Below are 21,379 nucleotides of genomic sequence, written 5' to 3'. Positions count from 1 at the left end.
CGCCCGGACAGCCAGAGAACATGGCCCGCAAGCACGCCTCGCAGGGAACTCCGGCCACCGCGGCACTCGCGGCCGCCGGGGTTCCCTTTGTGGCCCACCCCTACGCCCATGACCCCGCGGCGGCCAGTTATGGCCTGGAAGCGGCGGAAGTGCTCGGCGTCGACCCTGAAAGGGTCTTCAAGACCCTGATGGTCGACGTCGACGGCCGACTCGCCGTCGGCGTCGTGCCGGTCAGCGGCAGCCTGGACCTCAAGGCGATGGCCGCGGCTTTAGGCGGCAAGAAAGCAGAGATGGCCGATCCGGCCGCGGCGCAGCGGCGCACCGGATACGTTCTCGGCGGCATCTCACCGCTCGGCCAGCGCCAGTCCTCCCCCACGGTGGTGGATGAGAGCGCACTGGCGCTGGAGACCATCCTCGTTTCGGGCGGACGGCGCGGCCTGGACATCGAGCTGGATCCGGCCGAGCTCATTCGGCTCACGGCTGCCCGCACCGCCAGGATCGGGACCCGGCGCGACTGACCCGGCCCCAGATGTCCAGTCGGCAGAGCACGGCAATGGTCGCGCACAACACTGCCGTGATCTGTCAGCGAACTGTCAGGGAGCTGTTAACTCGATGCGGCATTGCCGGCCGGAGGCTCCTGGTCGCCGGGGTTGGCGCGGGGCGCCAGCTGCTGCCGGAGCCAGGCCGAGACCTGCCGCTCCCAGCGCTCCGGATCCACGTTCCATTCCTTGGTATGCAGGGCCTTGTCGAAGGGCTCGAAGGTGACCATCTCGGGGTTTTTCTCGGCCAGCGCCGCGGAGGGCCCGTAAGGTACGTACTCGTCGTCCACGCTGTGCACAATGAGGGTCGGCGTCCTCAGCTCCACGGCCCGCGAGACCCAGTCCATCGCTTTGAGGTCGACGGGCGCGGCGAGCCCGGTCAGCCGCCGGCCCAGGCGGTGGCTGAGCATGAGTTGTCCGTAGCGGCCCACGGACGACGGAATCCGGTTCAGCTCCGCGTGGTGGGCCAGCACGTTGACCCAGTTGATCACCGGCGCGTCCAGGACCATGGCCCGGATCAGGTGGCGGTGCCGGGAAAGGTCAGCGGTCTGGAGGCAGATCGCGCCGCCCATCGACCAGCCGAACAAAACCACCTCGCGGGCGCCCTGCTGCACGGCGTAGCCGATGGCGGCCTCGACGTCGCGCCATTCGGTGGTGCCCAGGCCGTACCGCCCGTCGCTGGCTGACGGGGCCAGGCCGTCGTTGCGGTAGGAGATCAGCAGGCTGGACATGCCCAGTTCCCTGGCGGTCCGGACGGCCCGCAGCCCTTCCTGCCGGGTGGCCCCGCGCCCGTGCACCATGATCGCCCACACGTCGGGGGCCACATCCTCCGCCACGGCCGGCGCGGCGCGGACAAGCCAGGCCGGCGCGGTCCCGGCGTCGACGTCGATCAGCACGTCCTCCACCGGAAACCCCAGGGCGGCCGGATCCGGATAGGCCGCACCGCTCCACCAGCCGCGCCGGGCCGTGGCCATGTCCCCGCTATAGACGTGCTCGACCTCGCGCAGCACGGTGCGTTCGGCCGGAGAGTAGGACAGGATCCGGCCGATCCGCGCGTGACCGCGGCCGCCGTCGAAGAAGAATCCGTACACCCCGTCCACCGTGGCGTCGGGGGTGGCGGCGAAAATGACCCGCAGGGCCCGTCCCTCGCGGATGACGGCCAGCACTTCCTGGTCCTCTGCCCGGAACCGGGCCGGGGTGATGACGCGGCGGGCGAAGTAGAGGGCGAGGGCGGAGGAGCCGGCGGCGAGCACGCCCGCAGCGGCGCTGCCGCCGATGATGCCCCCCACCGCCCACTTGGCACTCCCGGACGTCACGCCGCCGGGGGGTGGTGCGACGGGGAGTGCTGTTCTGCGGGCAGCGGCCTGGCGGGCAGCGGCCTGGCGGAGGTCCGGGCGGAGGCGCAGGGAGGATGCCATGGCACCATTCTTACTGAAGCGCAGCCCAACCACGGCATCGGCGGGGTTTCAGGCGCACGGTCGGGCCGGTACAGACACGCCAGGGTCCCCCCGGGACACAACGATGCAGGTCAACACGAGCGCGACTAGGCTGGGGTCATGAGTGATCCAATCGTCATTTTGACAGAAGAGCCCCTCGGTGCGGATGACCGCGTCAATATTGAAACCCTGATTGCCGGCGGTGATGCGCCCCTGCTGATCCTGGTGCCGGCCAACACCGAGCGGCACCTGGTGGTGGATTTCCTGGAAAACCTTTCCATGCTTGAAATCGCCAAGGCCTTCCGTGAACTGACAGCACACTCGGATCCCGCCGGGGAGCGGGCCGAAGCAGCCGACACCCTGGCCGCCTCACTGGCCGCGCTGGCCGGTCTGGGCGGCGGCGTCTCGGGCGAAGTCGTCGAGGGCAAGGCCGTTGACGGCCTGGTTGCCAAGGTCAAGGAACTCAGCGCCGGACAGGCGGTGGTCATCACCCGCCCGCACGCCGTGGCCGACACGTTCCACACCGACTGGGCCACCAAAGCACAGGACAAGCTGGGGCTGCCCGTCCTGCATCTGTACGCCGGTTCGGGATTTATCGGGGACTCCTGAGCGTTATTGAGGCTATGAGTATCTTTAACAGGCCTAAACCCATGCCCTCGGCAGTGCCCGCCACCGAGCCCGCGACCGAACCCGCAGCCGACCCCGCCGCCACGGCCTTTGACCAGACTCCGGCCGGAACGCCCGTCGAAAAGACGGACGCCCAGTGGCGCGAGGAACTGACGCCCGAGGAGTACCGCGTGCTCCGCCAGGCAGGCACCGAGCGGCCGTACACCGGCGAATACTGGGACACCCACACCCGGGGTGTCTACAAGTGCCGGGCCTGCGGCACCGAACTCTTCACCAGCAACGAAAAGTTCGACTCGCACTGCGGCTGGCCGTCCTTCTGGGCGCCGCTCGCCGAGGGCACCGTCCGCTACATCCATGACCGCACCATGGGCATGGACCGGGTGGAAGTCCGCTGCAGCACATGTGATTCCCACCTGGGGCACGTGTTCGACGGCGAGGGCTACGGCACCCCCACGGACCAGCGCTTTTGCATCAACTCGGTTTCCCTGAAGCTGGTTCCCGCGGACGACGCCGGGCAGTAGCCCGCAGCCCTGCCTCTCCTTCCGCTGGAACGGCCTTTCAGAATCACTTGCCACAGACTTTCTTATGCTCGAGGCAATTTTGCATTAGAGTCTCTGCTTGCTTGCTACGCTCGATTCAGATCCAGCGACACGCTCCACAGCAAACAGAAAGGCGACCGTCGACGATGACCACGACCGCTCTTACCGCCCCCGCCCCGATCACCGCCGGCAACCAGGAATGGCTGCGGCTCAAGGCTGCCGCCACCGCCCTGCGCGCTCTCCAGGTCCAGGACGGATCCGTGCCGGATGCCGAAGCCCACGAAGCCGCGGCCGGCCACGTCGCAACCATCACGACGGCGGTCGCGGCCCTGGCCCCGTCCTTCCCGCACGACGCGAACTACCTGGAACTGCTGGTCACCGACTTTGGCCGCTGGGCCGATGGCGGCTTTGGGGTCCCGGACTTCCTGGACTCCCTGCAGGCGTTCCAGCCGGAGCAGCACCGGGTCAACGGACTCCAGCACCTGGTCGTGTTCCCGATGTACACCCAGAACGGCAGCAGCAGCCGCCTCGTCGAGGCCGTGCTGATCGAGGTCATCTGGCCGGAATTCATCGGCGGCCTGGAAACCGGCGAATACTCCAACAAGCTCTTCGTCCCGATCCGGTTCCTCGACTTCACCGCAGGCTACGACACCAACTCCGCAGTCCTGTTCCCCGAGACCGTCGCCGTCCGCGAGACCCCGACGTTTACGTGGGGCGCAATCTTCGCCGACCGCGAGGCCGCACGCTTCCGCCGCGTCCTGCGCGCCGCCGCCGAGATCACCTCCCTGCAGCTGCCCGAGGACGCCGCCGGGCTCCTGGAGGACCAGCAGCTGACGCAGGAAACCTTTGTCATGTGGGACCTGATCCACGACCGCACCCACATGCGCGGCGACCTGCCCTTCGACCCGTTCATGATCAAGCAGCGCATGCCGTTCTTCCTCTATTCACTGGAGGAGCTGCGCTGCGACCTCACCGCCTTCCGCGAATCCGTGAAGATCGAGAAGGACGAGGACGCTGACCCGGAGGCCCGCCGGCACGCCAAGCTGGTCCAGTACGCCGTGATCTTCGACCGCATCTTCCGCTTCGCCATTACCGGCACTCGCGTGCGGAACTACGACGGCCTTGGCGGCCAGCTGCTCTTCGCCTGGATGCACCAGCACCACGTCCTGCACTGGACCGACAGCAAACTCAGCATCGACTGGGACGAGGCTGCCGACGTCGTGGTTGAACTCGGCGCGAAGATCGAGGAACTTTACTGGCGCTCGATCGACCGCCCCAAGATGGCCCACTGGCTCGCCGCCTACGAGCTCATCTCCGGCACGGTCACGCCCAACCCGGCCTCGGTCTGGGCCAAGGGTCCGGACGCCCTCCCCCTGGACGGTCCGCCCCGCGGCCTCACGGACCAGGTCCTCGACGACGAGTTCCCGCTCTCCATGTTCTACGAGGCGCTGGAGAAGAAGATGCGGCCCGTCATCGAATCCACTGCCGGCATCACCGGGTCCTCAGACACGGGATCAAAGTCCGGCGACACCCAGGCCCTGAACGCCGGATGAGCGCCGGACGCACTTTGAACGTGCTGGTCACGGGGGGCAGCGGGCCGTCGGGAATCGCGACGGCCCGCGCCCTGCGCGGCGCCGGCCACAGGGTCTTCACGGTCGGATCGGATGCCGCGCGCATCGAGGCAGCCGCCGCCGAGGCCGGCGACGGCGTCACGCCGCTCGCCTGCGACCTCGCCAGCCTGGCCGACGTCCGCGCCCTGCGGGAAAGCATTGCAGGCATGGCCGGACGCGTCGACGGCGTTATCCACCTGGTGGGCGGCTGGCGCGGCGCGAAAGGCATCACGGACCAGAGCGACGACGACTGGGACTTCCTGGAACGCAACGCCGTCACGACCCTGCGGAACGTCACACGCGTCTTCTTCGACGACCTCGCTGCCTCGGAGGCCGGACGCTTCGCCATGGTGTCCTCCACGGCGGTAAGCGCCCCGACGGCGGCGGGTGCGAGCTACGCCGCGGCCAAGGCGGCCGCCGAGGCCTGGACGCTGGCGGTCGCTGACGGCTTCCGCCGGGCCCACGCCGCGGGCAATGCCACCGGCACTCCCGGGCAGGACAGCTCGCAACAGGACAAGGCCGGGCAGGACAGCGCCGCGTTGCGCAGCGCCGCCGTCATTTTCGTGGTGAAAGCCCTCGTTGACGCGCAAATGCGGGCCAAGGCCCCGGACCGCAAATTCCCGGGCTTCACGGACGTGGCTGACCTGGCGGCTGCCGCAGCGGGACTCTTCAACGCTCCTGCCGGCGACCTGAACGGCCAGCGGCTGCTGCTCAGCCGCTGAAACATCCCTGATTCCGCGGCACGGATCCACAGCCCCAGCGTCTGTGGCACAGGGTCTGGGGCCCCGATCCAGGGCCCCGGGCTTAGCCCGGGCGGCCCGACCTCTTAGACTGAAAGCGTGAGCAAAACGATGACCAGCACAGTTGAAACTGTCCCTGCCGGCACTGCGGTGCGGCTCCACGATCCCTCCGTCCGCGGCTTCGCCTCGGACAACTATTCCGGCGTGCACCCGGAAGTTCTCGCGGCTCTGGCCGCCGCCAACGAAGGCCACCAGGTCTCCTACGGTGAGGACGATTACACGGCGCGCCTGCAGCAGCTGATGGAAGAGCACTTCGGCGAAGGCATCGAGTGCTTCCCGGTGTTCAACGGCACCGGAGCCAACGTCCTGTCCCTGCAGTCGCTCCTCCCGCGCTGGGGTGCGGTCATTTGCGCTTCCACCGCCCACATCAACATGGACGAAAACGGTGCACCGGAGCGGATCGGCGGCATCAAGCTGCTGCAGGTCCCCACCACCGACGGCAAGCTCACCCCCGCACTGATCGACCAGGAAGCCTGGGGCTGGGGCGACGAGCACCGCGCCCAGCCGCTGGCCGTGTCCATCACCCAGACCACCGAGCTCGGCACCTGCTACACCCCGGACGAGGTCCGGGCCATCGCTGAGCATGTCCACGCAAAGGGCATGAAGCTGCACATGGACGGTGCCCGGCTGGCTAACGCCGCCGCCCACCTGGGGGTCCCGCTGCGGGCCTTTACCCGTGACGCCGGCGTGGACATCCTCTCCTTCGGCGGCACGAAGAACGGTCTGCTGTTCGGCGAGGTTGTGGTCGCCCTGAACCCGGAGGCCGCACACGGCCTGGTCTACCTGCGCAAGATGAACATGCAGCTGGCCTCCAAGATGCGGTTCATGTCCGCCCAGTTCATTGCCCTCCTCGAGGGTGAGCTGTGGTTGCGCTCGGCCTCTCACGCCAACGCCATGGCCGCCCGGCTGCGCGCCGGCGTCGAGGCGATCCCCGGCGTCGAACTGACCCAGAAGACCGAGTCCAACGGCGTCTTCGCCGTCCTGCCTGCCGGTGTCGCGGACCGGCTGCGCAAGTCCTTCCGCTTCTACGACTGGAACGAGGCGGCCCGCGAGGTCCGCTGGATGTGCTCCTTCGACACCACCGAGGATGACGTTGATTCCTTCATTGCGGCCATCAAGCGCGAGCTCGCCGCTGCCTGAACCGTGCACCGCTTCCCCTGCCCGGCGGCGAGCCTGCCGGGCAGGGCTCCGGCCGTTACATAACCTTCCAAGGTGAGCTCCCTCGATCAGGTTCCGGCAGATTTCCTCTTCGCCTTGGGGACCCTTCGGCAGGCACGGTGCCGCAGCGAGCTGCACCTGGACGAAATTCCGGCCCCGTCCCGGCTGGCGCCGTTCGCGGTGGCCTTGGGCGCGGAAGTGATCGGCCCGGGCGATTCCCCCGCCGGCGGACCGGTCCATGGCCCGGCAGCCGCTGCCCTGGCACGGGCGTCCGGCAGCGACGACATCGAGCTGGCCACTGGCCGCTTCATTCTGCTCCACGATCCCGACGGCTCTGCCGTGTGGGACGGGGAATTCCGGATCGTCACCTACATCCGCGCCCAGCTGGAACCCGAGATGGGCAACGACGAACTCCTGGGGTCCGTGGCGTGGACCTGGCTGGTCGAAGCGCTGGAGAACCATCAGGCCCCGTACCGCTCCGCCGGCGGCACCGCCACCCGGGTGCTCTCGGAGAGCTTTGGAACGTTGTCGGACCGGCCGAATTCAATCGACATTGAGCTCCGGGCCTCCTGGACCCCGGCCACCCCGGACATCACCTCGCACCTGGAGGCGTGGTCGGACATGGTCTGCACCTTCGCCGGACTGCCGCCCCTGCCCGAGGGCGTCACGGCCCTTCCCCGCCGCCCCCGCGGACACGCATGAGGCGCCTGTTCGGCCGCGGTCACGGCTCTATACGCCATGTTGTCGGTAAACTGTAGAGACCATGACCCCTCAGAATCCGGAAATCAGCACGGCCGGCGCCAGTCGCACCACGGCCGAGGCTGCTGACACCACAGCCCACATCACCGTGGAAGGCTTCGACAGCCTGGTCCCTGAAGTGATCGACCTCGACATTCCCCGCGACGGCGTGCCGCTGGTCATTGAAACCCAGTCCGGACTCGAACGCTGCGCCGCGGCTCTCGCCGCCGGCCACGGCCCTGCGGGCGTGGACGCGGAGCGCGCCTCGGGATTCCGCTACGGCCAGCGCGCCTTCCTGGTCCAGATCCGGCGCGAAGGCTCCGGAACCTGGCTGATCGATCCCGAACCTTTCGGTGACCTCAGCATCATCAATGACGCTTTGCGGGGCGTCGAATGGATCCTGCACGCCGCCAGCCAGGACCTGCCCTGCCTGTCCGAACTCGGCATGTGGCCGGACAAACTCTTCGACACCGAGCTCGCCGCCCGCCTGGCCGGACTGCCCCGGGTGGGCCTCGCCGCCGTCATCGAACAGCTCCTGGGCTTCGGCCTGGCCAAGGAACACTCCGCCGCCGACTGGTCCACCCGGCCCCTGCCGGAACCGTGGCTGCGCTACGCCGCGCTCGACGTCGAAGTCCTGACCGAGCTGCGCGAGGAACTGATTGAGCTGCTCGTGGCGGACGAGAAACTGGAATACGCCGAGCAGGAATTCGCCGCCATCCTCGAAGCCGGACAGGCCCCGCCGCGCGTTGATCCCTGGCGCAAGACCTCCGGACTGCACCAGATCCGGGACCGCCGCCAACTGGCCGCAGTCCGGGAGCTGTGGCTGGAACGCGATTCCCTGGCCCAGAAACGTGACGTCGCCCCCGGCCGGCTGATCCCCGACTCCGCGCTCGTCGCCGCGGCCAAGGCGATGCCCTCCACGGTTCCCCAGCTCCTGGGCACCAAGGGCTTCCACGGCCGCGCCGCGCAGCGGGAAGCCCCCCGCTGGCTGCGCTGCATCGGCTTGGCCCGGGCCCTGGAGGACCTGCCGCCGCTGCACCTGCCGACCAACGCTCCCCCGCCCCCGCGCGTCTGGGCGGACCGGGACCCGGAGGCGGCCGCCAGGCTGGCCACGGCCCGTCCGAAACTCCAGGCCAGGGCCGAGGAACTGAACCTGCCGGTGGAGAACCTGCTGACCCCGGACTATCTTCGGCGGGTCGCCTGGCGTCCACCGGCAGAATGCAGCGAGGAAGGCGTGGCCGAGGAACTGGCGAACCTCGGGGCGCGCCAGTGGCAGATCGAAATCACGGCTCCGCTCATTGCCGAGGCCTTCCTGCACCCCGAGCCGCTGCCCGCGAAGGAACCCAAAGCCGCCGCGGAGGCGCCGTCGGGTTCCACGGTCTAGCAGCTCCTTCCCGGGACGCTCATCTCCTCCTTGCCAGCTATGTTACTGGCGAGTAACATAATGCATGATGTCGTTCGGAACCTTCCTGCCTGTGGCAACCCCTGCCACCGGCACGGTTCCGGCACCATGTCTCAATGAGGAGTACGCCGTGAGCCAAGCCCGCACCAGCGGAAAACCCAGCAGCGCAAACCCGAGCATCGGAAGAAACAGGACCGTGCGCGACGTCGTCTTTGTCGACGGCGTCCGCACCCCGTTCGGCCGCGCCGGCGACAAGGGCATCTACGCCGGCACCCGCGCCGACGACCTCGTGGTCAAGTGCATCCGCGAACTGATGCGCCGCAACCCCTCGCTTCCGGCGGATCGGATCGACGAGGTCGCGATCGCCGCCACCACCCAGACGGGCGACCAGGGCCTGACCATCGGCCGCACCGCCGCCCTGCTGGCCGGGCTCCCCCGCACCGTGCCCGGCTTCGCGATCGACCGCATGTGCGCCGGCGCCATGACCGCCGTCACCACGACGGCGAGCGGCATCGGCTTCGGCGCGTACGACGTCGTAATCGCCGGCGGCGTGGAACACATGGGCAACCACCCGATGGGCGCCGGCGCCGACCCCAACCCGCGCTTCATGTCCGAACGGATCGTGGACCCCGCCGCGCTGAACATGGGCAACACGGCCGAGAACCTGCACGACCGTTTCCCGGCCGTCACCAAGGACCGCACCGACGCCTACGCCGTCGCGTCGCAGGACAAACTCGCCGCAGCCTACGCCAACGGCCAGATCCAGCCCGATCTCGTACCCGTCGCCACGATGAAGCCGGGCCAGGGCTGGACCGTCAACACCGTGGACGAACCCCCGCGCCCCGGGACCTCGCTCGGAGACCTGGCCACGCTTAAGACGCCGTTCCGCGCCCACGGCCGGGTCACGGCGGGCAACGCCGCGGGCCTGAACGACGGCGCCACCGCAGCCCTGCTGGCCTCCGCCGAGGCCGCCGAGGAACTCGGGCTGCCGGTCAGGATGCGCCTGGTGAGCTATGCCTTCGCCGGGGTGGAACCCGAGGTCATGGGCATCGGCCCGGTCCCGGCCACCGAGAAGGCGCTCAAGAACGCCGGACTCGGCATCGGGGACATCGGGCTCTTCGAAATCAATGAGGCCTTCGCCGTCCAGGTCCTGAGCTTCCTGGACCATTTCGGGATCGCCGACGACGACCCGCGCGTGAACCGCTATGGCGGCGCGATCGCCGTCGGGCACCCGCTGGCGTCCTCGGGGGTCAGGCTGATGAACCAGCTGGCCCGGCAGTTCGAGGAGGACCCCTCGGTCCGCTTTGGCATGACCACGATGTGCATCGGCCTGGGCATGGGCGCCACCGTAATCTGGGAGAACCCGCATCACGCGGAATACGGCACCGAAGCACCGGGCATAGAAATGCACAACACCGAAGCACAGCACGCAGCGACCACGACCACCGAGACTGGAGCCACAGCATGAGCGCCGCTGATTTCCGCAAGCTTGCAGACCTCTTCCCGAACGAGACGGTCACCCACTCTTATGTCCAGGACATCGAACTGCCGCCCGTCGACGGCGAGGGGACGACTGACGCCAAAAGCCCCGGCATCTTCGCGCTGGTCACCCTCGACAACGGCCTGGACCACTCCAAGCCCACCACCCTCGGACCCAACACGCTGATCGAACTCGGCACGGTCCTGGAAGGGCTGAAGGAACGCGCGGCCCGGGGCGAGATTGCCGGCGTCGGCGTCACCGGCAAGCCACACTTCCTCGTGGCCGGCGCCGACCTGTCCACGGTCAAGTCCGTCAGCGGACGCGAACAGGGCCTGTGGATGGCCCAGCTCGGCCACGACGTCTACGCCACCCTGGCGAACCTCGGCGTGCCGAGCTTCGCGTTCATCAACGGCCTGGCCCTGGGCGGCGGCCTGGAGATCGCGCTGCAGTCCACCTACCGCACGGTCTCCACCGGCGCCGGCGCTCTGGCCCTTCCCGAGGCGTTTATCGGACTCATCCCTGGCTGGGGCGGGGTCCACATCCTGCCGCGGCTGATCGGGCCGGAGAACGCCCTCAAGGTCATGATCGAAAACCCGCTGAGCAACAACCGCACGCTTACCGGGCCGCAGGCCTACCAGCTGGGCATGGCGGACGCGATGTTCGAGCCGGCCGACTTTGTGGAACAGTCCCTGGCGTGGGCCGCGAAAGTCATTGCCGGTGCCGTGGCGCCGGAGCGGGCGAACGCCGTGGACCCGTCCGCTCCGGAGGTCGCCGCCCGCTGGGCGGCCGCGGTCGCCAAGGGCCGGGCCTTCGTGGAGGCCAAGACCTCCAACGCTTCCCCGGCGCCCGCCAAGGTCCTGGACGTCATGGAGGCCAACCGCACCCTGACCCAGGCGCAGTCCGCTCAGCTCGAATGCGAGACGCTCGCCGACCTTATGCAGACCGACGAGTTCCGCTCCACTGTGTACGCCTTCCTGGACCTCGTGCAGCGCCGCTCCAAGCGTCCCGCCGGCGCCCCGGACCGCAAGCTCGCGCGCCCGGTGACGAAGATCGGCGTCGTCGGTGCAGGCCTGATGGCCAGCCAGCTCGCCCTGCTCTTCGCGCGCCAGCTCAAGGTGCCCGTGGTGCTCACGGACATCGACCAGGCCCGCGTGGACAAGGGCGTGGGGTACGTCCACGCCGAGGTGGACAAGCTGCTGGCGAAGAGCCGGATCAGCGCCGACGCCGCGAACCGCACCCGTGCGCTCGTCACGGGATCAGTTTCGAAGGAGGCCTTCGCCGACGCCGACTTCGTCATTGAGGCCGTCTTCGAGGAACTCAACGTCAAGAAGCAGGTCTTCAAGGAAGTCGAGGCGATCGTCTCGGAAGAGTGCATCCTCGCGACCAACACGTCCTCGCTGTCCGTCACCGCGATGGCGGAGGACCTTGAGCACCCCGAGCGCCTGGTCGGCTTCCACTTCTTCAACCCGGTGGCTGTGATGCCGCTGCTGGAGATCGTGCGGGCACCGAAGACCGACGACGCCGTGCTGGCCACCGCGTTCGAGCTCGCCAAGGGGCTCAAGAAGTCGGCGGTGCTGGTCAGGGATGCCGCCGCGTTTGTGGTCAACCGCGTCCTGCTGCGCCTCATGGGTGAAGTCACCGCGGCCTTCGACGAGGGCACGCCCGCCGACGTGGCCGACAACGCGCTGCGGCCGATGGGCCTGCCCATGACGGCGTTTGCGCTCGGCGCCATGGTGGGCCTGCCCGTGGCGCAGCATGTCCAAGAATCGCTGCACACGGCGTTCGGGGACCGCTTCAGGGTCTCGGCGAACCTGCAGGCGCTGATCGACAACGGTGTGACGTCCATTTGGGCCGTGCAGAACGGGGCGCCGGTGCCGGGCCCGGACGGCAAGCCGTTCATTCCGGCCGAAACCCTGGCACTGATGTCATTTGGCAGCACCCCGTCCACCGGCGAGGAGGTGCTGCGCCGGACGCAGGACGCACTGGCGGAGGAAATTGGACTGATGCTCGAGGAAGGCGTTGTGGCCGGTCCCGAGGACATTGACCTCTGCATGATCCTCGGCGCGGGCTGGCCGATGTTCCTGGGCGGGATCACCCCGTATCTGGACCGGGTGGGCGCCTCGGAACGGGTCAACGGCAAGAAGTTCCTGGCCCCGGGCGTGGCGTCAGAACCGGCCTAAAGCCAGGCTTTACCGCTCCCGCTTTTGTTGGCGCCGCCGCCCGGACTTTGGTCCGGGCGGCGGCGCTGCTTTCGGGAGAGTGTCCGCGCATCCCGGCGGCGCCATGACGTGGGCAGCCTCGATGGCTGCGGTGTTGAGGTGGAAGGCTGGAACGCGAAAGACCGCGTCCGCGGAAGAGATCCTGCCTTCCAAGATCTCTTCCGCGGAAACTCCAAGCAATATACATTGCGAGTCAACCATTGCGCGTTGGATTCCGTGCCTATCCCGGGGCCCCAGTCAGATTTCCCGCAGGCTCCCGCCGCTGAGTTCCAGGACGCGGTGCGCGTTCCTCCGTGCGTAGTCCAGGTCGTGGGTGACCATGACGACGGCGGCGCCCCGCGCGGCGGCGCGGTCGACGGCGCCCTGCAGCGCCTCGAGGCCGTGCCGGTCCAGCCCGACGGTCGGTTCGTCCAGTGCCAACACCGCCGGTTCGCGGGCCAGGACCGTGGCCAGGGCGAGCAGCCGCTGCCGGGAGGAGGACAGCTCGGCCGGGTGTGCCGCCTCGGTACCGGACAGGCCCACCGCGGCCAGCGCGGCCCGGGCCTTGCCCTCGGCGCCGGCCTTTCCGGACAGTTGCCGGAGGCCGAACGCGGCTTCCCGCAGGACGGTCCGTTCGAAGAGCTGGTCCCGGGGGTGCTGGAACAACAGGCCCACGGAGGCCGCGACCTTTCCCACCGGCACGCCGGCAATGCTGCGCCCGCAGACCAGCACGTCCCCGGCCGAGGGCCGGAGCAGTCCATTGAAGTGGCGCAGCAGTGTCGACTTGCCGGCGCCGTTGGGCCCGGTCACGGCGATGGTCTCGCCAGGGCGCACGGCGAAATCCACGTCCCGGAGGACCCGGTCCTGCGCGCCGGTGCCGTGCCGCCGCGGGTCCCCAGCGTAGCCGAACCCAACCCCGCGCAGTTCCAGCGATGCCGGGCCGGGACCGGGCGCCGCGGCAGGCACCGGCCCGGGACGGCGGGCACCGGCGGCGCCTCCTGACCCGCCGGACCCCAGGACGCCGGACCCCAGGACGCTGGGCACAATACCGCCGGGCCCGCCTATGCCAATCACTCCGGCGCGCTCCAGTTCGGCAGAGCCGGCCAGCTGCGCCGGCGTCCCGGCAGCGGTGACCGTCCCGGCAACGGTGACCGTCCTGCCGTCGGGCGCCGTCTGAGCGTCGAGAACCGTCCAGTGTGTGGCTTCCCCGGCGAGCCGGTCCGCCGCCTGGCTCAGGAGGACGACGCCGGTCCCGGCGCCGCAGAGGCTGCGGACCAGTGCCTCGACTTGCGCGGCTCCGGCGGCGTCCAGCGATGCCAACGGCTCGTCCAAGATGAGCACGTCCGGTTCCGCGATGACGGCACAGCCTACGGAGAGCCGGCGCAGCTCCCCGCCGGAGAGCGTGGCCGGGTCCCGGTCCAGCAGGTGAGAGAGTCCGGTGCGGGCAGCCGTGCGCTCCACCGCGCGGAGCATGTCCTCCCGGGCCGTCGCGCGGTTTTCCAAGCCGAAGGCCAGCTCCTCCGCGACTGTGGCGCGCACCGAGGAGAGCATCGCCGCGGCGTCCTGCGGAACGAAGGCCACGCGGCGGGACCACTCGGCGGGGTTGATCCGGGGGTCCTCGGGCACGCCGCGGAATTCCAGCACCGTGCCGCCGAGCTCCAGGCTGCCGCGGAATTGTCCGGCGTGACCGGCCCGGAGCCAGCCGGCCAAAAGTTTGCCCAGCGTGGATTTTCCGCTCCCGGACCCGCCCAGGACGGCGGTCAGGGAACCCGGCGTGACCGAGAGTGCGGCATCCCTCAGCACCGGGGCGTCATCGCCGTGGAACGTGAACGCCTCGATCCGGATCTGAAGCGCCGTGCGGGTGGCGGCCGTCATGACGCCGCCCCGGCAGGCCAGGAGGCCACAATCCGCCCGGCGACGGCGGCCGCCGCGAACACCAGTGCGGCTGCCCGGAAGAGCCGCTGGGCGGGAGGGTCGGCGACTTCGCGGTAGCTGGTCCGGGACCCCGGGCTGCCGAAGCCGCGGGCGTCGAGCGCCTGGGCGCGGCTTCCGGCGTCGTCAATCAGGGCCAGGACCAGCGGCACCATCTGCAGACGGAGGGTGCCGAGGCGGGACAGCAGGCCGCGTCCGACCACCATCCCGCGGGTTTCCTGGGCCTGCCGGATCCGGTCCAGGCGGCCCGCGACGGCGGGCAGGAGGGTGAGCGTGGAGGCCAGGACGAAGCCGAACTGCGGCGGGATCCTGCGCCCGGCGAGGGCGGAGACGAGGTCGGGGACGCTCACGGTGAAGGAAAAGAGCAGGAATACCAGCACGCAGGCCGTGGTCCGGGTTCCCAGCTCCAGCGCGAAGCCCAGACCCTCGGCCGTGACCCTCGCCGGGCCCCACTGGGCCAGCACGGTCTGGCCCTCAGGGAAGAAGAGACCGTGCAGCACCAGCAGGGACAGGCACAGGGGCGTCAGGATCACGGCTCCTGCGGTCAGGACGCGCCCCGCAATGCCATGGCGCGCGGCAAGGATCACCGCGGCGAGGGCCACGGCGACAGACAACGGCCAATACGCGGCCGCCGTCGTGACGACGGCGGCGCATACGGCGAGGGTCAGCGTGGTGAAGGGGTGCAGTCGCGGTGTCATGGTCGCTGTGTCAGTGTCCCAAGGTCAGGGTGTCCCAGCCGCCGCGGGGCTCAGGCCTCCGGTGCTGCCGGGGCCTTGCCGGCGAGCACCCGGTAGCGCCGCACGAAGGGGAACTGGAAGGTGGTGCGGCGGGGCAGGGCGTAGGCGAGCAGCGCCGCGATGGTGAAGACGATCGCCTTGTCCATGGGGTCGGAAATCAGCGCCTGCTTGGTGATGGCGGCCAGGAGAGTGTCGCCCATGGCGCGGAAGGCGCTGACGATCGCCCCGGTACCCAGCCCTGACGTGCCGCCAAAGACGAACGCGGCAATCGGGGCGGAGACGACGCCGGCCAGGATGCCGGTGACGAAGCCGGCGACGGGGGCGAGGTAGAAGCGGCGGAACAGGCCGCCGCGGGCGGCCATGCCGGCGAGGAAACCGATGAGGGCGGCACCGGCGGCGAACGGCAGGACGGTGGGGTTGAAGAAGGACCAGACGATGCTGCTCAGCGCGCCCGTGGCGGCACCCGCTGCGGGTCCGGCGAGAACGGCGATCAGGACGGTGCCGACCGCGTCGATGTAGAACGGCAGGCCCGTGCTGCCCATCAGCTGTCCGAGGACCACGTTCAGGACCAGCGCCACCGGGATGAGCACCACGGTAGAGGTGGGCAGCGCCGGCAGGACGGCCACAATCAGCAGCACAGCGCCGAGCAGGAAGCCGCCGAGGGCAACGAGGGCCGAGAAGCTGGCCGGGCCGTTGGCAATGTCAGCGGGCTGGGTCAGCACCAGGAAGATGTAGGTGGCGGCGATCGCGGCGGCCCCGGCGATTTCGAGCAGGCGGCGCCTGCGGCCGGCCGCCTGTCCAGGGGCAATGATGGTGAGGGCTGGCTGTGACATGAGGGGTGTTCCTTTGGCTGGGTGCAACAAGTTCCGCCTCATGTCACCTCGGCGCAGCTACCATCCTAGCGAGCGGCGACCCTTCTAGCGATCCGCAGACCCGTGTGGGCACCCCCCGCATTGGCTCAGCCATACTGTCCGGTTTCAGCCCGTCGGCGTCCGGAGTCCCACGTCCCGGGCCAGGGCGCCGATCGAGGAAATCAATTCGTCGAAGCAGTGCCCGGGGTTGTTGTCGGAGACGATCCTGGCGTTCGGCGCCAACCCCCACAGCCCGCGGAAATCGGCCACCGTGGTACCCATCAGCAGGGGCGAATCCGTTTCGACGTCGACCGTGGCCGGCCGGGTGGCGAACGGTGTGCGCCCCGCGGCGGCGCAGGCCGCGAAGGCGTCGTGCACGTGCGCCACATAGCCTTGGTCATAGAGCCGGTGAAATTCCATGTAGAAGCGCAGGGCGTCGGACAGGCACGCGACGAGGGGGTTCCCGGACTGGCTGCGCTGGCCTTCGGGCTGCTCGGGGAGGACGAGTTCGGGCTCCGGTGCACCGGCGGCCTCGCCAAGCCGGCGCAGGTGCTCTGGGTGCATCTCGATCCGCTCGGTCATTTCCAGGGCACACAGGATCGGCAGTTTGTCCTCGGGCAGGCCCCGGTAGGCGGCAAACACCTCCTTGGCGGCATGCGGATCCACCGAGGTGTTCCATTCGGCCGTCGGGGTGGTGTTGCCCTGGTAGTAGAAGCTGCCGCCCATGATCACAAGTCCCTTGAGCAGCCGCGGAAGTTCCGGTTCCCGGCGCAGGGCCAGGGCAAAGTTGGTCAGCGGCCCGGTGATCAGGCCGGTGAGCTCCCCCGGGTGCGCCCGCACCTCCTCGACCCAGACGTCGACGGCGTGCCGCGCCGAGATCTGCTGGCGCGGAGGCGGCAGCTCGGCGTAGCCGATGCCCTGCGGCCCGTGGGTCTCCTCGGTGGTGACCAGCGGGATCTCCAGCGGAACCTCGGCACCGATGGCCACCTCGATGCCCTCGCGGCCGCAGAGCTCCAGCAGGGCCAGGTTGTTCAGCGCCACCTGCCGGGCCCCGACGTTCCCGGCGGTGCACGTGACCGCCTGGACGTGGACCTCGGGCCGGGAGAGCAGGTAGACCAGGGCCAGAGCATCGTCGATCCCGGTGTCAACATCCATCAGGATCGAATGCGTCATGGCAGGTTCCGCCGCGCCGGCGCGTGCAGCAGTGTTCAGACGATCGCTGTTCAGACCTGGACTGTTCAGATCTTGACCGTTCAGAACAGCGCCACCTTGGGCGTGCGCGGGAAGAGGTCGTCCAGCTCGGCGAGGTCGGCATGGCTGGGTTTCCAGGCCACGGCGGCGGCGTTCTGGCGCACCTGCTCCGGGGTGGTGGCGCCGGCGATGACGCTGCTGACGGACGGCTGGGCGGCCAGCCAGGAGAAGGCCACCTGGACTTCGTTGAGCCCGCGGTCGGCGGCGAACTTGCCGAAGGCACCCAACTGATCCCAGTCGGCGTCGTGGACCAGGTTGGTGCGGGTGTGGCTGAGCCGGCTTCCCTCGGGGGCCCGGCCGGCGGAGTATTTGCCGGTCAGCAGGCCGTTGGCGAGCGGGAAGTACGGCAGGACTCCCAGGCCGTAGGCCTCGGCCGCCGGGGTGACCTCGAGTTCGGCGCGCCGGTCCAGCAGGTTGTAGTGGTTCTGGCTGGAGATGAAGCGGGCTCCCCCGCGGGCGCGTGCCACGAACTCAGCCTCGGCGATCTGCCAGCCGGCCCGGTTGGAGTGGCCGATGTAGCGGACCTTGCCGCTGGTGACGAGGTCCTCGAGGGCCGAGAGCGTCTCGTCGATGGGCGTGAGCGGGTCCGGGGTGTGGAACTGGTAGAGGTCGATCCAGTCCGTGCCGAGCCGGCGCAGCGAGGCCTCCGCCGCCTTGATGATGTAGCGGCGGGATCCGCGCGCACCGAAGTCCTCGCCGTTGGCCCCGCGCATGTCCATGCCAAACTTCGTGCCGATGACCGCATCGTCGCGGCGGGAACCGAGGGCCTTGCCGAGCATTGACTCGCTGAGGCCGGGCTCGCGGCCGTAGGCGTCCGCGACGTCAAAGAAGGTGATCCCGGCGTCGAGCGCCGCATGCACGACGGCGTCGGTGCCTTCCTGCGATTCAGTCACGGTCCCGGACCGGCCCAGGTTGTTGCAGCCAAGTCCCACGACGGAGACGGACAGTCCGGAATTTCCAACGCGGCGGTATTCAGTCATGGTTTTAGCCTATATCGCCCCGGCGGGTGTCCCGGCCAGGCCGCCGGGGGCGGCGGAGAGCGGGCCCGCGCTACCCTGCCGGCAGCTTCAGCCCGTGCTCGTCCATGGCGTCCTGGAGCTGAGCGAGGGTGCGGGGGCAGACACCCGGCATCCCGGCAAGCCGGCGCCGGCCAAGCTGCACGAGGTGTTCGAGGGTCTCGATCCCGGCGTGCGCGAGCGACTTTCGCGCCGGCGCCGCGAGTCCCGCGGGCAGCGGGGTGCAGCCTGGTTTCGAGGGTTTGCGCGTCATTGCGTTGCCTTTCAGTCCGTGCCCCCAAACTGGTGTGAGCCGTGCCCGGCTCCTTGCCCGTGCTGCCTAAAGCGTGAAGCTGTTTGCCGGCTTCGGCGAGTGCTTGAGCTTGAAAGTATCCTCGCCAAACGGTGCGGCGCCAATGCTCAGTTTGGTGAAGTCGAGGTCTTCGCCGCGGATGCAGACCTTGATGGCGTTGACGGTCTTATTCACGTCCGGGGTGAGGCAGAAGATGTTGAGCCGGGCGTCGGAAAATTCGCTGCGGTCCACGATCCCCAGGCCCCGCCAGGCCAGATGGCTGATCAGGGCGTCTTTGGCTTTTTCCTCGAGGTACCGGTCGCGGCTGGTCCCCTCCTTGGTCTTCAGCGCGTACTGGGCTACTACCCAGGACTGTTCCTCCGCCGGAATTTCGGCGTAGCCGTCCTCGGCGCACTGCGCCGCGAAGGCGTCCATGAGGCGCTCCGCTGCCTCGGCGTCCGCGACGTCGGTCTCGTCCGTCTTGCTCTGGTGTCCGACGACGCCGTGGTTCATCACGAACTGGCTGTAGTCCTCATCAAACCACGCCTCCCTGAAGTGCAGGGTGCCCTCTTCGTCACGCTTGTAAACTCTGATAATTCCACTCATATGCCAGTTCCTTCCTGGGCCGTCCGGCGCCGGATTCAGTGGCGCCCACGGGTAGTGCTCAACGGATGTGCTGGCTACAGCTGCGGGATGCTGCCGGTACTGGGGTGTTCCTGGCCGGGCAAGGGGCGCGCAAACGGCACCTTGGTGCCCAGGACCTGGGCGACGACGTCGTGCGTGATCTGCTGGGCGGTCAGGCCCACGCGTTCGAGCACCTGGCTGCGCGTGCCGTGTTCGAGGAACTCGACCGGCAGGCCCACCTCGTTGAGGGCGGTGTCGACGCCCGCGGCACGCATCTCCTGGCGGATCCGGGAACCGACGCCGCCGGCCCGCACTCCGTCCTCAATGCAAATGACCAGGCGGTGGCGCGCGGCGAGATCGATGATGGACTGCCGGACCGGGAGGACCCAGCGCGGATCCACCACCGTGGAGCTGATGCCCTGGGCACCGAGCCGGCCGGAGACGTCCAGAGCGAGTTCTGACATGGCGCCCACGCTGACGATCAGGACGTCGTTCTCGCTCGAGCCCGCGGGCCGGCGGGCCAGCACGTCCACGCCGTCCTCCAGGCGTTCGACCGCATCGACTTCGGGGCCGACGTTGCCCTTGGAGTAGCGGAGCACGCTCGGGGCGTCTTCAATGGCCACAGCCTCGCGCAGTTCCTCCCGCAGCCGGGTGGCGTCGCGCGGCGCGGCGAGGTGCAGCCCGGGAACGATCTGGACCATGGCCATGTCCCACATGCCGTGATGGCTTGCGCCGTCGGGTCCGGTGACGCCGGCCCGGTCCAGCACGATCGTGACGCCGGCTTTGTGCAGGGCGACATCCATCAGCAGCTGGTCGAAGGCACGGTTCAGGAACGTCGCGTAGACCGCGACCACCGGGTGCAGTCCCCCGAACGCCATGCCGGCAGCCGAGGTGAGGGCGTGCTGCTCGGCGATGCCGACGTCGAACACGCGCTCCGGGTGCCGGGCGGCGAACTTGTGCAGCCCGACCGGAATCAGCATGGCACCGGTAATCCCGACGATGTCCTGGCGCTCGTCGGCGATGTCGGCGATCTCGTCGGCGAACACCGCGGTCCAGGACTTCGCGCCACCGGCTTCGGTGGGTGCGCCGGTCTCCGGATCGATGATCCCCACGGCATGGAACTGGTCCGCTTCATGGGCGCGGGCCGGGGCGTAGCCGTGGCCCTTTTCGGTCATGGCGTGCACAATCACGGGGCCGGCATAGTTCTTGGCGGTGGACAGGGCGTTTTCCATGGCCTGGAGGTCGTGGCCGTCGACGGGACCGATGTACTTCATGCCGAGGTCCTCGAACATGCCCTGCGGGGCCCACCAGTCCTTGATGCCCTTCTTCATGGCGTGCAGGCTCTTGTACGTGAACTGCCCCGCGGGGCCGCCCTTCTGCAGTTTGCGCTTCCACCACTCGAGCGTGCCTTCATAGGAGGGCGCGGCCCGGAGGGAATCGATGGTGGGGCGCAGGGACGCCAGGTAGTCGGCGAACCCGCCGACCGTCGGGGCGTAGGAGCGGCCGTTGTCGTTGACCACGATCACGACACGGCGTTTCTTGTCCGCCGCGATGTTGTTGATGGCCTCCCACGCCATGCCGCCGGTCAGGGCGCCGTCGCCCACCACCGCGACGACGAAGCGGTCGCCGTCGCCGGTCAGCTGCCGGGCGCGCGAGATGCCGTCGGCCCAGGACAGCGAGGAAGACGCGTGCGAGCTTTCGACGATGTCGTGCTCGGATTCGGCCCGGTCCGGGTAGCCGGACATGCCGCCCTGCTGGCGGAGCGTGCTGAAATCCTGCCGTCCGGTGAGGAGCTTGTGCACGTAGGACTGGTGCCCTGTGTCGAAGACAATGCTGTCGCGGGGGGAATCGAAGATCCGGTGCACCGCGATGGTGAGCTCGACGACGCCGAGGTTCGGGCCCAGGTGCCCTCCCGTCCGGGAGACGTTGCCGATCAGGAAATCCCTGACCTCGGCTGCCAGCTGATCCAGCTGCGCCCCGGACAACTTACTCAGGTCCTGCGGATTCCGGATGGTGTCCAAGATTCCCAACGGCCCCTCCTTCGGGTGGTAGACATGCCTTTTAACTCTAACGCCTCCGGGCAGGCCGCCGCGCCGGAGGCCAGCACCGGCGCCCTGCCCGGCCCCGCCCGCCGCTCCCCCGCTCCAGATCCAGCACCCGCGGCCGAAAG

Annotated in this window: 19 protein-coding genes; 10 read left to right on the top strand and 9 right to left on the bottom strand. The window is 69.1% G+C overall.

Annotated elements, in window-relative coordinates; genetic code table 11:
• The first annotated feature begins 20 nt into the window (after window positions 1-20).
• Complete coding sequence (ybaK, locus tag Y706_RS0113725; RefSeq protein ID WP_028277024.1) at window positions 21-518, top strand: Cys-tRNA(Pro) deacylase; 498 nt, start codon at window positions 21-23, stop codon at window positions 516-518.
• 86 nt (window positions 519-604) lie between these two features.
• Here the strand turns inward: ybaK and Y706_RS0113720 are convergent, their stop codons facing one another.
• Entirely contained in the window at window positions 605-1,957 is a 1,353-nt protein-coding gene (locus Y706_RS0113720; RefSeq protein WP_028277023.1) for an alpha/beta hydrolase family protein, read from the bottom strand.
• A 138-nt stretch (window positions 1,958-2,095) separates the two neighbouring features.
• On the opposite strand from Y706_RS0113720, the gene Y706_RS0113715 reads away from it, so the two are divergent.
• From Y706_RS0113715 to Y706_RS0113675, 9 genes are all read left to right on the top strand, one after another.
• A complete protein-coding gene (locus tag Y706_RS0113715) occupies window positions 2,096-2,584 on the top strand; it encodes a hypothetical protein (RefSeq protein WP_028277022.1) in 489 nt (162 codons plus the stop codon).
• Between the two features lie 41 nt (window positions 2,585-2,625).
• Complete coding sequence (msrB, locus tag Y706_RS0113710) at window positions 2,626-3,123, top strand: peptide-methionine (R)-S-oxide reductase MsrB (protein ID WP_028277021.1); 498 nt, start codon at window positions 2,626-2,628, stop codon at window positions 3,121-3,123.
• A 164-nt stretch (window positions 3,124-3,287) separates the two neighbouring features.
• The gene (locus Y706_RS0113705) at window positions 3,288-4,694 is read left to right on the top strand and encodes a DUF6421 family protein (protein WP_028277020.1); all 1,407 of its coding nucleotides are present in this window, start codon (window positions 3,288-3,290) and stop codon (window positions 4,692-4,694) included.
• Window positions 4,691-5,473, top strand: coding sequence for an SDR family oxidoreductase (locus Y706_RS0113700; RefSeq protein ID WP_028277019.1), 783 nt, complete (start codon window positions 4,691-4,693; stop codon window positions 5,471-5,473). Before Y706_RS0113705 ends, Y706_RS0113700 begins: the two co-directional genes overlap by 4 nt.
• 129 nt (window positions 5,474-5,602) lie before the next feature.
• Window positions 5,603-6,691 carry a threonine aldolase family protein gene (locus Y706_RS0113695; RefSeq protein ID WP_028277018.1) on the top strand — a complete coding sequence of 363 codons (1,089 nt, stop codon included), beginning with the start codon at window positions 5,603-5,605 and terminating at the stop codon, window positions 6,689-6,691.
• 72 nt (window positions 6,692-6,763) lie between these two features.
• Window positions 6,764-7,411 carry a DUF3000 domain-containing protein gene (locus tag Y706_RS0113690; RefSeq protein ID WP_028277017.1) on the top strand — a complete coding sequence of 216 codons (648 nt, stop codon included), beginning with the start codon at window positions 6,764-6,766 and terminating at the stop codon, window positions 7,409-7,411.
• Window positions 7,412-7,472: 61 nt separating this feature from the next.
• Complete coding sequence (locus tag Y706_RS0113685; RefSeq protein WP_028277016.1) at window positions 7,473-8,831, top strand: HRDC domain-containing protein; 1,359 nt, start codon at window positions 7,473-7,475, stop codon at window positions 8,829-8,831.
• A gap of 196 nt (window positions 8,832-9,027) precedes the next feature.
• The gene (locus Y706_RS0113680) at window positions 9,028-10,317 is read left to right on the top strand and encodes a thiolase family protein (RefSeq protein ID WP_156945150.1); all 1,290 of its coding nucleotides are present in this window, start codon (window positions 9,028-9,030) and stop codon (window positions 10,315-10,317) included.
• A complete protein-coding gene (locus Y706_RS0113675; protein WP_028277014.1) occupies window positions 10,314-12,509 on the top strand; it encodes a 3-hydroxyacyl-CoA dehydrogenase NAD-binding domain-containing protein in 2,196 nt (731 codons plus the stop codon). The genes Y706_RS0113680 and Y706_RS0113675 overlap by 4 nt, the downstream gene beginning before the upstream one ends.
• 276 nt (window positions 12,510-12,785) lie before the next feature.
• On the opposite strand, the gene Y706_RS0113670 is transcribed toward Y706_RS0113675, so the two are convergent.
• From Y706_RS0113670 to dxs, 8 genes are all read right to left on the bottom strand, one after another.
• The gene (locus Y706_RS0113670) at window positions 12,786-14,402 is read right to left on the bottom strand and encodes an ABC transporter ATP-binding protein (RefSeq protein WP_028277013.1); all 1,617 of its coding nucleotides are present in this window, start codon (window positions 14,400-14,402) and stop codon (window positions 12,786-12,788) included.
• Entirely contained in the window at window positions 14,399-15,157 is a 759-nt protein-coding gene (locus tag Y706_RS0113665; protein ID WP_028277012.1) for an energy-coupling factor transporter transmembrane component T, read from the bottom strand. The genes Y706_RS0113670 and Y706_RS0113665 overlap by 4 nt, the downstream gene beginning before the upstream one ends.
• 50 nt (window positions 15,158-15,207) lie before the next feature.
• Complete coding sequence (locus Y706_RS0113660) at window positions 15,208-16,029, bottom strand: hypothetical protein (protein WP_028277011.1); 822 nt, start codon at window positions 16,027-16,029, stop codon at window positions 15,208-15,210.
• Between the two features lie 144 nt (window positions 16,030-16,173).
• Window positions 16,174-17,220: a nucleoside hydrolase gene (locus Y706_RS0113655; RefSeq protein ID WP_028277010.1), complete on the bottom strand. Its 1,047-nt coding sequence runs from the start codon at window positions 17,218-17,220 to the stop codon at window positions 16,174-16,176.
• 80 nt (window positions 17,221-17,300) lie between these two features.
• Entirely contained in the window at window positions 17,301-18,278 is a 978-nt protein-coding gene (locus Y706_RS0113650; protein ID WP_028277009.1) for an aldo/keto reductase, read from the bottom strand.
• Window positions 18,279-18,348: 70 nt separating this feature from the next.
• Window positions 18,349-18,567, bottom strand: a complete 219-nt coding sequence (locus tag Y706_RS0113645) for a helix-hairpin-helix domain-containing protein (protein ID WP_028277008.1) — start codon at window positions 18,565-18,567, stop codon at window positions 18,349-18,351.
• Between the two features lie 66 nt (window positions 18,568-18,633).
• Complete coding sequence (locus tag Y706_RS0113640) at window positions 18,634-19,191, bottom strand: hypothetical protein (protein WP_028277007.1); 558 nt, start codon at window positions 19,189-19,191, stop codon at window positions 18,634-18,636.
• A gap of 74 nt (window positions 19,192-19,265) precedes the next feature.
• Window positions 19,266-21,239: a 1-deoxy-D-xylulose-5-phosphate synthase gene (gene dxs, locus Y706_RS0113635; RefSeq protein ID WP_028277006.1), complete on the bottom strand. Its 1,974-nt coding sequence runs from the start codon at window positions 21,237-21,239 to the stop codon at window positions 19,266-19,268.
• Between the last annotated feature and the right edge of the window lie 140 nt (window positions 21,240-21,379).

Source organism: Arthrobacter sp. I3 (assembly GCF_000520575.1).
Taxonomy (GTDB): Bacteria; Actinomycetota; Actinomycetes; order Actinomycetales; family Micrococcaceae; genus Arthrobacter; species Arthrobacter humicola_A.
Note: the sequence above shows the minus strand (reverse complement) of the source record. Positions and strands in the feature narration are given on the sequence as shown.

Bases quoted from the DNA above. Each gene is read 5' to 3' on its own strand.
- ybaK (WP_028277024.1), top strand. From the start codon at position 21: ATGGCCCGCAAGCACGCCTCGCAGGGAACTCCGGCCACCGCGGCACTC.
- Y706_RS0113720 (WP_028277023.1), bottom strand. From the start codon at position 1,957: ATGGCATCCTCCCTGCGCCTCCGCCCGGACCTCCGCCAGGCCGCTGCC.
- Y706_RS0113715 (WP_028277022.1), top strand. From the start codon at position 2,096: ATGAGTGATCCAATCGTCATTTTGACAGAAGAGCCCCTCGGTGCGGAT.
- msrB (WP_028277021.1), top strand. From the start codon at position 2,626: ATGCCCTCGGCAGTGCCCGCCACCGAGCCCGCGACCGAACCCGCAGCC.
- Y706_RS0113705 (WP_028277020.1), top strand. From the start codon at position 3,288: ATGACCACGACCGCTCTTACCGCCCCCGCCCCGATCACCGCCGGCAAC.
- Y706_RS0113700 (WP_028277019.1), top strand. From the start codon at position 4,691: ATGAGCGCCGGACGCACTTTGAACGTGCTGGTCACGGGGGGCAGCGGG.
- Y706_RS0113695 (WP_028277018.1), top strand. From the start codon at position 5,603: ATGACCAGCACAGTTGAAACTGTCCCTGCCGGCACTGCGGTGCGGCTC.
- Y706_RS0113685 (WP_028277016.1), top strand. From the start codon at position 7,473: ATGACCCCTCAGAATCCGGAAATCAGCACGGCCGGCGCCAGTCGCACC.
- Y706_RS0113675 (WP_028277014.1), top strand. From the start codon at position 10,314: ATGAGCGCCGCTGATTTCCGCAAGCTTGCAGACCTCTTCCCGAACGAG.
- Y706_RS0113670 (WP_028277013.1), bottom strand. From the start codon at position 14,402: ATGACGGCCGCCACCCGCACGGCGCTTCAGATCCGGATCGAGGCGTTC.
- Y706_RS0113665 (WP_028277012.1), bottom strand. From the start codon at position 15,157: ATGACACCGCGACTGCACCCCTTCACCACGCTGACCCTCGCCGTATGC.
- Y706_RS0113660 (WP_028277011.1), bottom strand. From the start codon at position 16,029: ATGTCACAGCCAGCCCTCACCATCATTGCCCCTGGACAGGCGGCCGGC.
- Y706_RS0113655 (WP_028277010.1), bottom strand. From the start codon at position 17,220: ATGACGCATTCGATCCTGATGGATGTTGACACCGGGATCGACGATGCT.
- Y706_RS0113650 (WP_028277009.1), bottom strand. From the start codon at position 18,278: ATGACTGAATACCGCCGCGTTGGAAATTCCGGACTGTCCGTCTCCGTC.
- Y706_RS0113645 (WP_028277008.1), bottom strand. From the start codon at position 18,567: ATGACGCGCAAACCCTCGAAACCAGGCTGCACCCCGCTGCCCGCGGGA.
- Y706_RS0113640 (WP_028277007.1), bottom strand. From the start codon at position 19,191: ATGAGTGGAATTATCAGAGTTTACAAGCGTGACGAAGAGGGCACCCTG.